Origin of the sequence: Brevibacillus brevis, assembly GCF_031583145.1 — a bacterium.
Taxonomy (GTDB): domain Bacteria; phylum Bacillota; class Bacilli; order Brevibacillales; family Brevibacillaceae; genus Brevibacillus; species Brevibacillus brevis_E.
In genome coordinates, this window is record NZ_CP134050.1 from 1,462,188 (window position 1) to 1,473,532 (window position 11,345).

Consider the following 11,345-nt stretch of genomic DNA (forward strand, 5'->3'; position numbering starts at 1 on the left):
AAATGCGGGATGAACAAAGGAAAAGCATTGCGCGCTGGAGATACGATCGGGGTGGTGGCCACCTCGAGTCCGGCGACGGAGGAAGTGCTTGTCAAATCGATTGCCGTCTTGGAATCGTGGGGATACAAAGTAAAGGTAAGCGGCACTTGCCGGGAGACGTATGGGGGGTATCTTGCAGGAACGCCTGAGCAGCGGGCGTTTGAGCTCAATGCGATGTTCGCGGATGACGAGGTGGACGGCATCATGTGCATGCGCGGGGGTTACGGGGCCCCACAAATTCTCTCGCTGCTCGACTACGACTGCATCGCCCAAAATCCGAAGCTGTTCATCGGATACAGCGACATCACGGCGCTGCACGCGGCATTTGGACAACAGGCAGGCTTGGCTACGCTGCACGGACCGATGGCGACCTCCGATATCGCCCACGGGCTGAACGACTGGTCCAAGCAGTATTTGATGCGGGCGATGACCCGTCCGGAGCCGCTCGGCCAAATCCTCAATCCGCCGGGAGAAGAGCTCGTCTGCCTGGTCGAGGGAGTGGCCAGCGGACCGATCGTCGGAGGAAACCTGGCGCTTGTCGCAGCCTTGATGGGGACTCCTTTTCAGCTAGACACCCGGGGAAAGCTGTTGTTCCTGGAAGACATCGACGAAGAACCGTACCGCATCGACCGCATGCTGACCCAACTTGCGCTGGGAGGGCTGTTTGACGATTGCGCGGGCGTCATCATCGGGACGTGGACCGACTGCGAGCCGAAAAAACGGGAAGGCTTCACCGTCTGGGACGTCTTCCAGAACATCGTGATCCCTTTTCAAAAGCCAACGATCTGGAATGTTCAGATCGGTCACGGCACGACCAACATGGCACTGCCGCTCGGGGTGGAGGCGACCCTTGATGCATCGGGCTGCAGGCTGACCATCGAGGAGAGTGTGACGGTATGAGCGCGATCCAGGCAGAGCAAATCCAGCAGCGGGCCCAGGAAATGTTGCCGTGGCTCACCAGTGTGCGCCGCGATTTTCACCAGTATCCCGAGCTTGGCATGGAGGAGTTCCGGACCCAGGAGAAGATCATCGGCTATTTGGAGGAGATAGGCATCCCTTTTTACAAAGCGGCAGGCACTGGCGTGGTTGGACTGATTCAGGGCGGATTGCCGGGAGCTGCGGTAGCCTTGCGAGGGGATATGGACGCTTTGCCGATCGATGAGGTCAACGATACGGCTTACCGTTCGAAAATCGGAGGGAAGATGCACGCGTGCGGACACGATGCCCACATGACCTGCCTCTTGGGCGCCGCGCGTATCCTAAGCGAACACAAAGAGCTGCTGCCCGGCACGGTAAAGCTGTTCTTCCAGCCTGCGGAGGAGACGGTAGGCGGGGCTTTGCCGATGATTCGCGAAGGGGTGCTGGAAAACCCTCGGGTAGAAGCGTGTTTCGGCCTGCATGTCTCTCCGGAATTGCCCGTCGGGAAAATTGCCGTGAAGTACGGCCAGATGAATGCTTCTTCGGACGATCTGCACATCACGGTGCGCGGGGAAAACGGTCACGGAGCCTACCCGCACAAAGGCAGGGACGCCATCGTCATTGCGGCGCATGTGATCACGGCGCTGCAAACCATCGTCAGCCGCAATGTCGATCCACGGGAGGCGGCTGTCATCACGCTCGGGGTCATTTCCGGCGGAACGGCGGGAAACATTTTGGCGCGGGAAGTGAAGCTGACAGGGACGATTCGCACGCTGGACAAACTCGTTCGCGCATCTGTCAAACAGCGGGTCCGCGAAGTCGCCGAGCTGACCGCGAAAAGCCTCGGGGGCGAAGCGACGGTCGAGCTGGAGGAAGGCTACACCTCGCTGATCAACAACAAGGCGATGGTCGACCTCGTGAAGCGGTGCGGAGAAACCATGCTCGGAGCAGAACAAGTCCGCGTAAACGATTTCCCCATGATGGGGGTCGAGGATTTCGCTTTCTTCGCGGAGCATGTTCCGAGCGCTTTTTACCATTTGGGCGTACGGAATGAAGCGGCGGGGTGCACATATCCGGTCCATCACCCGCTCTTTGATCTGGACGAGAGCAGTCTTGCTGTCGGAGCAGCCATGCAGGCGTTCAATGCGTGGACCTTTTTGCAGGAGCGTGCGGAAAAGTAAGGACGAAAACCCGCTCATCGGGTATAGCAATCAGCTCGCGGCGGCACACTACGAACGATCTTTCATGAAAGGATGTTGTGTCGATTATGAGCATAACGATGAGCCGTCCTGTCACTGAAGTGCTGAACAAGCAGGTAGCGAACTGGTCCGTGATGTATATAAAGCTCCACCACTTTCACTGGTATGTCCAAGGGCCGAACTTCTTCACCCTGCACGCCAAGTTCGAGGAGCTGTACAACGAGGCAGCCAAGTACGTGGATGATTTGGCGGAACGCCTGCTGACGGTAGGCGGCAAGCCGGTGTCCACCATGCAGGCCTGTATCGGGCAAGCCTCCATCAAAGAGGCGGCTGGCGGCGAGACTGCCGAGCAGATGGTGCAGGAGGTAATCAGCGATTTTTCCACGCTCGTCGGCGAGCTGAAGGAAGGGATCGCTGCAGCCGAGGCGGGGAATGACGAAGCCACCGGCGACATGTTCCTCGAAATGACGGAGAGCCTGGAAAAGCACATGTGGATGCTGAAGGCGTTTTTGGGAAAATAAGGTGAAAGTACGACAAGCTGATGCCGGATAGAGACGGGCGTCAGCTTGTTTTTTTGTTCCGGCAAAAGGCGTTGCCAGGTTTTCGGAAGACGGGAAGTGCTTTTCTTGGCCGGTTTGGGACAACCCTCTTGTTCCCAAGACTGGCCCGCTGGTGTAAACTAGCTGTGTGATGAAGTAAAGAAAGCACTTTCATGATGGAAAGGATGTACATTCCTATGGCATCACCTTACGTGACGTTCAATCGCGAGCAGTGGAGAGCGCTTCGGGCTTCCACTCCGCTGACGATATCCGATGAAGAACTCGCCTGTCTGCAGGGCGTCAACGAAAACGTATCGATGACAGAGGTAGCGGATATATACCTTCCGCTGTCACGCCTTCTCAATCTGTATGTAGGGGCGACACAGGAGCTGTATCAGGCTACCCACACGTTTCTCGGCAACAAGGACGGCAAGGTGCCGTTCATTATCGGGATTGCCGGGAGCGTCGCGGTAGGAAAGAGCACGACGGCGCGGATTTTGCAGACACTCTTGTCCCGCTGGCCGAACCATCCCAAGGTCGACCTGGTGACCACAGACGGTTTTCTTTATCCCAACCGCATCCTGGAGGAGCGGGGCATCATGAAGCGCAAAGGCTTTCCGGAGAGCTACAACCTGCGGCGCTTCATTCGCTTTTTGTCTGATGTGAAATCAGGGCTGCCGGAAGTAAAAGCACCCGTCTATTCCCACTTGGTCTACGACATCGTCCCGGAAGAGTGGCAGACGGTGCGTCAGCCGGACATCCTGATCGTGGAAGGGCTGAACGTGCTGCAGCCGCCACGGGAGGCTGCTGCCGAGCAGCGCATTTCCGAAGTCATCGTGTCCGACTTTTTTGATTTCACGATTTACGTGCACGCAGACGAACACGATATTTTGCAATGGTACGTAGAGCGATTCAAGCTGCTCAGGCAGACGGCCTTTTCCAATCCATCCTCGTATTTCCGCCGCTATGCCAGTCTGTCGGATGAGGAGGCGGTGGAAGTCGCCACAGGCATCTGGAATGAAATCAACGGAGCCAACCTCCGCCAGAACATTTTGCCGACCCGCGTCCGCGCGCAGCTGATCCTCAACAAGGGCGAGGATCACATGGTGCAAAGCGTAAACTTGCGCAAGCTGTAACGAAAGGGATGGGAGGGATCATCATGAAAGTAGTCAGTGCCTGTTTAATCGGCTGCGAATGTCGGTATGACCAGAAATCTTGCCTGGATGCCCAGCTCGAGGAGCTGCTCCGGGAAGGCAAGGCAATTCCTGTTTGTCCGGAGCAGCTGGGGGGCTTGCCGACACCGCGGCCGCCTGCGGAAATCATCGGTGGCGACGGCTATGATGTGTTGGACGGGAAAGCACGGATCGTGGATCAGACGGGAGCCGACGTGACGGAGGAGTTTTTGATGGGGGCCCGCCAAGCCTTGAAGCTGGCGCAAACGGTCGGGGCTACGTCCGCCATCCTGAAGGAAAACAGCCCGTCGTGCGGGAGCTCGTTCGTCTATGACGGCACGTTTTCCGGCAAAAAGGTGACGGGGGTCGGCCTGACCGCAGCGCTGTTTCGCCGCAATGGAATTGACGTTCGTTCCGAGCAAAGCAACGATGAGTAGATGGGCAAGAGCAGAGTGGATAGGGTGTTCAGACGATTTCTGAACACCCTATCCTTTTTATTTTTCAGATAGGAATTGATCAAATTCCATTCACGGCTCCGCCATAAGGGTTGGCGTACCAGGTTTTCTAATGGGAGAAGGGCACTACCGCACGGAGAGGTTGCGAGGTACGCCTTATATCTGCTTCCCATCTGGTAAAAAAATGCGGAGCGATTCAATCAAGCTTTTAAACCGGTCAGGCTTGAGGAGATAGTAGATCCGTTTTCCCTCCCTGCACTCCTGAATGAAGCCTTCGTCCTTCAATTCCTTCAAATGATACGACAGCTTCGACGACGAGATGCCACCCAATCCGAGCTTCAAATCCTCTGGACAGATGGCATGAGCAAAAGCCGAACAGACTGGCGACTGATAATCCTCTTGTCTGCCCTCTTTCAGAAGCATCAATACTTTTAGCCGGATTGGATCGCTGAGTACTTTAGCCGCTTGGGCTACTGAAAGTTCATCATTATGTCCCATGGAAAAAATTATAGCATTCCCTTCTTGACGTTTCAACTTTTCTTGAAATATAATCACTTCGAAACGTTTCAAAAAAAATTGAAATGTAGGAGTGATCGATTCATGTCTACCGGTCCACAAACTCGGCTTCATGCTGCCGCGCCGGAAAAGGCGGCCGTCAAGCAGCGAGCCTTGGGATGGAGCTTGGCTCTGCTCGCCTTGGCCCAACTTATTTACGGTCTTGACATCAATATTGTCTACGTGGCTCTCCCGGAAATTGGCCAGGGACTCGGATTTACGAAGCAGTCGTTGCAATGGGTGGTCAGCGCCTATATGATTTTCTGCGGAGGTTTTCTGCTTCTCGGGGGACGTGCCGCAGATTTGCTGGGACATAAACGAATGTTTATTTTCGCTTTGCTCCTCTACGCGGTTTCGTCCTTGCTCGGTGGACTCGCTTGGAACGTGCTGGTCATTATCATCGCCCGCGCGATCCAGGGCATTGGTGCGGCGTTTCTTTTTCCGGCCACTTTGTCTCTGCTCAACCGATTGTTTGAAGAAGGGCCGCTCCGTAACCGCGCACTTGCCGTATGGGGCGGAGCCGGCGCCAGCGGACTGACGATCGGTTCGCTACTGGGCGGATTGCTGACCAATGCTTTTGGCTGGGAAGCCGTCTTTTACGTCAATGTGCCGCTCGCAGGGATCGTCGCTCTGGTCGCCATATTTCTCATTCCCCGCGACGAGCCCGTGGAAAGGAAGCGCCGCTTTGATATACCGGGAGCCGTCACCGTGACGGCAGGCGCCACACTCCTGGTTTATGTTCTCGTGCAGGGGCCCGAATTCGGTTGGACTTCCCCGTATATCATGGCATGCGCCGCTCTTTCCTTGATACTCCTGGCGGTCTTCGCTTTTATCCAGGCACGAAGCGTCGATCCGTTAATGCCGCTGCATCTATTTCGCAATCGCAGCCTGGTTGCAGGCTCCGTCATTACATTCATTTTTATGGGAACGTTCGGTGCGCTGCCGTATTTCCTTACGATCCTTTTTCAAAACGTGCATGGATACAGTGCGCTGAAGACCGGACTTGCCTTTCTCATCCCTGCTCTGGCCATTGCAGCGGGCACTCAGCTCGGCGAACGGCTGGCCACCCGTTGGGAGGCACGCAGTACGCTGCTGATCGGCATGCTCGTCGGAGTAGTCGGTACGCTGCTGATGCCGGTTGGCGCGCATGTCGGCAGCAGTTACCTCATCATCGTTCCGGGACTCATCCTATCGGGTATCGGCCAAGGGATTACATGGACCGGCATGTGGGTCGCCGCCTCCAGCGGTGTAGCCAAGGAAGAGCAGGGCGTAGCATCCGGTATTGCGTCGACTGCGCTTAATATCGGCAACGCCGTAGGTCTTGCCATTCTGATCGCCGTTGCCAACACCGGTATCCAAGGAAAAACCGGCGAGGCTCTGCTCGAAGCCATCTCGGCAGGTGAGCGGACAGCCATTTATCTGGCGGCGCTCGGCATCCTTCTCGGCGCGATTGTCGCCTTGTTTTTGCCTCGAAAGCGGTAAATTGTCATTCCGCGGCCAAGACCGTAAGAGGTAAGAACGCGGTTTTGGCCGGCACTCGCAAAAAAGCAAGCAAGCGGCCCTATCGCAGACGATGCGAATTGAGCCGCTTGCATTTCCTGCTGCATGCAGGGACGAGGCGAGGTGGCAGATCACTGGCGCCCTTTTGCGAGGATCCGGAAGGTGACGCCGAATTGATCCGTTACATTGCCGTAAGCGGGGCTGAAGAAACTTGCCTGCATCGGATCATTCACTTGACCGCCCTCTTTCAGTGCTTCAAAATATTGGATAGCTTTGTCTTTGTCAGGAGTTTGGACAACGATGGTCACTTGGGTCCCCTTCTGGTAGCTGCCGCCGGTAAAATGGTCGGTGAGATGAAGCTCCGATTCGCCGATTTTCAGGATGGCAAAACTGATCCATTCTTTCTTTTCCAAAGGCAGCGGAGATTCCGGATTTTCCGGCATATCGCCAAATCGCAGCGTGTAAACCACCTTGGCATCCAGCGCTTTCACGTACAAATCAATTGCCTCATTCGCGTTGCCGTTCATCTCAAGAAATGGGATCAAACTCGTACTCACAACAATCCTCTCCTTTTTCACCATGGTTTTGGCCGGGATACCGGCAGAGTATTTTCATATTGGCCGATTTCCCTTGTCACTCACTATGTCGGGTGTCAGCGAGGAAACGTGACCGGATCGGGAAAAAATTTTTCAGGTAGGCACATGTACATCTCCGGTCACATCTGTGGAGTTTCGTACGACATAGGTAGTAAAGAGGATGAAAAGGAAGGAATGGCGCGCATGAACGATCACAACTGGCTTGTAGAACAATTCGAGGCCCATCGGAATCACCTGCAGGCCGTGGCTTACCGGATGCTCGGATCTCTGAGCGAAGCGGATGATGCGTTGCAGGAGTCATGGATACGCCTGAGCCGCTCCGATACCAGCCGAGTTGAAAACATGGGGGGATGGCTGACAACCATCGTCTCGAGAGTGTGTCTGGATATGCTGCGATCTCGTAAATCCCGGCGGGAGGATCTTGCGATGGGAAGTGTTCCGGAACCGGTTGCCGGCCCCCAAGACGGAAGCCACCCCGAGCACGAAGCGCTGATGGCCGATTCTGTCGGTCTTGCGATGCTTGTGGTCCTCGGGAAATTGACCCCCGCCGAACGCATTGCGTTCGTATTGCACGATGTTTTCGCATTGTCTTTCACGGAGATCGCTCCCATTATCGGGCGGAACGAGGTCGCAGCCCGACAGCTTGCGAGCCGAGCGCGCCGGCGTGTTCAGGGGGCCGAGCCCGCATCGAAGACAGAGGAGCACATGCGAAAACAGGAGCTTGTCGATGCGTTTCTGGTCGCTTCGCGTACCGGAGACTTTGAAAAGCTTCTTTCGGTATTAGATCCAAATGTCGTACTCCGAAACGACACGGCTTTCGCGCCCGTCGCCAACTCGCCGGTCGTACATGGTTCGCAAGCGGTGGCCAAGCAATTTGCCGGTCGTGCCCAGGGCGCGCGGGCGGTGCTCGTGAACGGGTCTGTGGGCGTCATCGTGGCTCCTCGCGGTCGACTGCTCTTCGCACTCGAACTCAAGGTAGTGGATGACAAGATCACCGAGATTGAGATGATTGCCGATGAGTCACGCCTTCGTGAACTTGACATAGCTGTTTTGAGCCACGACTAGAGACTAGACGAACGAAACAAAGAGCTGCAATCGCACAAAAAAAGGATCGGATAGCACAAAGCGCATTGTCGTGTTCACAGACAGTGCGTTTTTTAGATTATCGTCCCTGGGCTAGATACAAAGAACTAGGGAACCGGCTATCTTCAGATTGACTTTTTAGAAAATTTGGTAAATGGTTCCCGTGAAAAATCAGTTTGAAAGCTTTATTATCAGTGGTAGATACTTCCAAAAATCTGCGGGAGACAGCCATATCCGACCAGGTGGAAAGGAGGACCGTTTTTATCCCTTTTGCAATCTAGCAATCTGGAGGTGATGTTGCAGTGAAGAAGACTCGTTGGATTCGCACTCTGTCGATCCTAGTTTTGCTCTGTACGTTGACCGCAGCAGGAGCAGCCGATCTCGGTTTGGCCAAAGAAAAGAAGAGGGGCAGCGTTGTCCAGACCGGCATCGAAAGGCTGCTTGAGAATCCGAAAATGCTGAATGGGAAAAAAGTGGGGCTCATTACAAACCCGACCGGGGTTACGGCAGACCTGACGCACGATGTGGACGCCCTGCTGGAAAAAAACATCGATCTGGTGGCGGTGTATGGTCCGGAGCACGGGATTCGGGGAACGGAGCAGGCGGGATCAGCTCCCGGCACCTACGAAGATCCAAAGACAGGACTGCCGTTTTACAATCTGTACGGGAAGACGCCGGAGGAAATCGCTCCGATGTTCCGCGATGCGGATGTCATCCTGTTCGATATCCAGGATGTCGGCTCGCGCTTCTACACGTATATTTCCACGATGGCGTACGCCATGAAAGCGGCAGCCTTGGAGGACAAGCCTTTTATTGTGCTGGATCGGCCCAATCCTATCGGGGGAGAAAAGGTGGAGGGACCTGTGCTCGACCCCGATTACCAGTCGTTCGTAGGCATCTATCCGATACCGGTCCGTCACGGCATGACAGTGGGAGAGCTAGCCACGCTTTTCAATGAGCAATTCTTTGAAAAAGAGCTGGGGAAAAAGGTCGATCTGCAAGTCGTCCAGATGAAGGGCTGGAAGCGGGACATGCTGTTTGACGAGACGGGACTCCCGTGGGTGCTGCCGTCTCCCAACATGCCGACTCCCGATACGGCCCTGGTATATCCGGGCAACTGCCTGTTCGAAGGCACCAATCTGTCCGAGGGACGCGGAACCACCCGGCCGTTCGAGCTGATCGGGGCCCCCTATATAAAAGGATGGGAGATCGCGGACCGAATGAATCGCCTTGATTTGCCGGGCGTGTCCTTCCGGGAGGCATACTTCAATCCTACGTTCTCCAAGCATGCCGGACAAAACGTCGGCGGGCTGCAGCTCTACGTGACCGATCCCGACAAATACGACCCGATACGCACAGCTCTTTCCATCATGGTGGAATTGAAAAAGCTGTACCCGAACGATTTTGCCTGGCGCAACGACAACTGGATCGACAAGCTGATGGGAACGGACGAGGTCCGCAAAGCCATCGATGACGGGGCATCCGTGGACAAAATCATCGCGAAATGGCAAAAAGAGTTGAAGGCATTCAGGCAGCTGCGCGAGTCGTATCTGCTCTACCGTTAGGAGTGATTCCCATGAAAAAACGGGCCGCCATTGTCGGTCTATGTGTCAGTTTGGCGTGGGGGGCCATGGCTTTTCCGGCCATTGCCGCCAAGCGTGGGGACGGGGAAGCGCCGGCCATCGAAAAGAAGGAGAAGAAGACCAAGCCTGTCAAGCATCCGCTTTCCCATCCGTGGGACAAGCCCGGCCAATCCAGCGGCAAGCTGCATCCGGGGAAGCCTTCGGCGGCAGGCATGTCAGCTGCACCGCTGGAGGAGATCGATTCGCTTATCGAATCGTCGATTGACCAAGGCGTGATGCCTGGCGCGGTCGTGCTCGTCGCCCGACGCGGTGTGATCGTCAAAGAACAGGCGTACGGCTTCTCCGCGAAATACGCCGATGACGAAAAAACGCCGTTGGATCAGCCTGTTCGGATGAAAACGGACACCATTTTCGACCTGGCTTCGGTAAGCAAGCTGTTTACTTCCACGGCCGTCATGCAGCTGTACGAGAAGGGACGGTTCGACCTGGACGATCCGGTCGCCGACTACCTTCCCGAGTTTGCGGAAAACGGCAAGGAAAAGGTCACTATCCGCCAGCTGTTGACTCATACCTCCGGCTTTGAGCCGTTCATTCCGCTGTATACAATGGGAAGCAGCCGGGAAGAAAGAATGGAGATCGTCTTGCGCCATCCCCTCGTCAACCGTCCAGGTACCGAATACGTATACAGCGATCTCAATTTGATCACGCTGGGGGCACTGGTGGAAAAGCTGACGGGCCAACGCCTGGATGAGTACGTCCGCAAGCACATCACGGAGCCTCTGGGCATGTCCGATACGATGTACAATCCGAATGAACGCCTGAAAAAGCGGATCGCGGCTACGGAATACCAGCCGTGGACAGACAGGGAATTGGTTTGGGGCGAAGTGCATGACGAGAATGCCTGGTCGCTGGACGGCGTGGCGGGTCATGCGGGAGTGTTCAGCTCCGCCCGCGACCTGGCTGTCTTTGCGCAAATGATGCTGAATGGCGGGAAATACGGCGGGAAGCGGATTCTGTCCGAGGAATCGATCAAACTGATGACGGAAAACCAGATTCCGGAGTTTCCGGGAGATGACCACGGTCTCGGCTGGGAGCTGAACCAGGGCTGGTACATGGATGCCTTGAGCGACTCCAAGACGCTGGGGCATACCGGTTATACCGGCACCTCGATCGTGGTCAGTCCGAACAATGAAACCATTTGCATCGTCCTCACCAATCGCGTACACCCTACGCGCAATACCGTCTCTACCAATCCGGTCCGGAGGGGAGTCGCCCGCCTGGCAGCGCTGGCGATCCCGGTCGAGATCCCTTGGAAGGACGGAGCCTGGTTTGCGGGTGTCGGCGACGAACAGCAAAATACGCTGACCGCCGAGGTAGACCTTGCCGATGGGGGGACGATCACGTACGATACCTGGTACCGGCTGGAAAACGAGTCGGATTTCGGCTATGTCGAAGCGTCCGCGGACGGCGAGAACTGGACAGAGGTCGGTCCCGCCGCAACGGGTGAAAGCGACTGGGAAAGCATCTCGTGGGAGCTTCCTTCCGGGACCAAGGAAATCCGTTTTCGCTATGCCACAGACAAGACCGTGAACGGACGGGGATGGTTTGTCCATGCTCCGAAAGTGACGGATGAAGCAGGCGATGAGGTGGATGTCGAGTGGATGGCGGATGGCTGGTCGCAAGAGACAAATAAAAGGAGATGAGGC

Annotated in this window: 11 protein-coding genes; 9 read left to right on the plus strand and 2 right to left on the minus strand. The window is 55.8% G+C overall.

Annotated elements, in window-relative coordinates; translation table 11 throughout:
- Positions 1-9 precede the first annotated feature (9 nt).
- The 5 genes from RGB73_RS07465 to RGB73_RS07485 all read left to right on the plus strand — a co-directional run bounded on the left by RGB73_RS07465 (position 10) and on the right by RGB73_RS07485 (position 4,304).
- The gene (locus RGB73_RS07465; protein WP_310770568.1) at positions 10-939 is read left to right on the plus strand and encodes a S66 peptidase family protein; all 930 of its coding nucleotides are present in this window, start codon (positions 10-12) and stop codon (positions 937-939) included.
- Positions 936-2,138 (plus strand): M20 metallopeptidase family protein, encoded by a 1,203-nt coding sequence (locus tag RGB73_RS07470; protein WP_310770570.1) that lies wholly within the window; start codon positions 936-938, stop codon positions 2,136-2,138. Before RGB73_RS07465 ends, RGB73_RS07470 begins: the two co-directional genes overlap by 4 nt.
- Positions 2,139-2,224: 86 nt before the next feature.
- Positions 2,225-2,677 (plus strand): Dps family protein, encoded by a 453-nt coding sequence (locus tag RGB73_RS07475; protein ID WP_310770572.1) that lies wholly within the window; start codon positions 2,225-2,227, stop codon positions 2,675-2,677.
- 215 nt (positions 2,678-2,892) lie between these two features.
- Complete coding sequence (coaA, locus tag RGB73_RS07480; protein ID WP_310770574.1) at positions 2,893-3,831, plus strand: type I pantothenate kinase; 939 nt, start codon at positions 2,893-2,895, stop codon at positions 3,829-3,831.
- Positions 3,832-3,854: 23 nt separating this feature from the next.
- Positions 3,855-4,304 (plus strand): 2-thiouracil desulfurase family protein, encoded by a 450-nt coding sequence (locus RGB73_RS07485; protein WP_310770576.1) that lies wholly within the window; start codon positions 3,855-3,857, stop codon positions 4,302-4,304.
- A gap of 174 nt (positions 4,305-4,478) precedes the next feature.
- Here RGB73_RS07485 and RGB73_RS07490 read toward each other — a convergent pair whose 3' ends face one another.
- Entirely contained in the window at positions 4,479-4,856 is a 378-nt protein-coding gene (locus RGB73_RS07490) for an ArsR/SmtB family transcription factor (RefSeq protein ID WP_310770577.1), read from the minus strand.
- A gap of 66 nt (positions 4,857-4,922) precedes the next feature.
- Here RGB73_RS07490 and RGB73_RS07495 point away from each other — a divergent pair, with 66 nt between their 5' ends.
- A complete protein-coding gene (locus RGB73_RS07495; RefSeq protein ID WP_310770578.1) occupies positions 4,923-6,359 on the plus strand; it encodes an MFS transporter in 1,437 nt (478 codons plus the stop codon).
- 149 nt (positions 6,360-6,508) lie between these two features.
- On the opposite strand, the gene RGB73_RS07500 is transcribed toward RGB73_RS07495, so the two are convergent.
- Entirely contained in the window at positions 6,509-6,934 is a 426-nt protein-coding gene (locus RGB73_RS07500; RefSeq protein ID WP_310770579.1) for a VOC family protein, read from the minus strand.
- Positions 6,935-7,156: 222 nt separating this feature from the next.
- Here RGB73_RS07500 and RGB73_RS07505 point away from each other — a divergent pair, with 222 nt between their 5' ends.
- From RGB73_RS07505 to RGB73_RS07515, 3 genes are all read left to right on the plus strand, one after another.
- Positions 7,157-8,038: a sigma-70 family RNA polymerase sigma factor gene (locus RGB73_RS07505; protein ID WP_310770580.1), complete on the plus strand. Its 882-nt coding sequence runs from the start codon at positions 7,157-7,159 to the stop codon at positions 8,036-8,038.
- Between the two features lie 320 nt (positions 8,039-8,358).
- Positions 8,359-9,621 (plus strand): exo-beta-N-acetylmuramidase NamZ family protein, encoded by a 1,263-nt coding sequence (locus RGB73_RS07510; RefSeq protein WP_310770581.1) that lies wholly within the window; start codon positions 8,359-8,361, stop codon positions 9,619-9,621.
- Between the two features lie 11 nt (positions 9,622-9,632).
- A complete protein-coding gene (locus tag RGB73_RS07515; protein WP_310770582.1) occupies positions 9,633-11,342 on the plus strand; it encodes a serine hydrolase domain-containing protein in 1,710 nt (569 codons plus the stop codon).
- Positions 11,343-11,345 lie beyond the last annotated feature (3 nt).

What these genes read in the sequence shown, in the direction of transcription:
- RGB73_RS07465 (WP_310770568.1), top strand. Translation starts at nt 10, where the DNA reads ATGAACAAAGGAAAAGCATTGCGCGCTGGAGATACGATCGGGGTGGTG.
- RGB73_RS07470 (WP_310770570.1), top strand. Translation starts at nt 936, where the DNA reads ATGAGCGCGATCCAGGCAGAGCAAATCCAGCAGCGGGCCCAGGAAATG.
- RGB73_RS07475 (WP_310770572.1), top strand. Translation starts at nt 2,225, where the DNA reads ATGAGCATAACGATGAGCCGTCCTGTCACTGAAGTGCTGAACAAGCAG.
- coaA (WP_310770574.1), top strand. Translation starts at nt 2,893, where the DNA reads ATGGCATCACCTTACGTGACGTTCAATCGCGAGCAGTGGAGAGCGCTT.
- RGB73_RS07485 (WP_310770576.1), top strand. Translation starts at nt 3,855, where the DNA reads ATGAAAGTAGTCAGTGCCTGTTTAATCGGCTGCGAATGTCGGTATGAC.
- RGB73_RS07495 (WP_310770578.1), top strand. Translation starts at nt 4,923, where the DNA reads ATGTCTACCGGTCCACAAACTCGGCTTCATGCTGCCGCGCCGGAAAAG.
- RGB73_RS07505 (WP_310770580.1), top strand. Translation starts at nt 7,157, where the DNA reads ATGAACGATCACAACTGGCTTGTAGAACAATTCGAGGCCCATCGGAAT.
- RGB73_RS07515 (WP_310770582.1), top strand. Translation starts at nt 9,633, where the DNA reads ATGAAAAAACGGGCCGCCATTGTCGGTCTATGTGTCAGTTTGGCGTGG.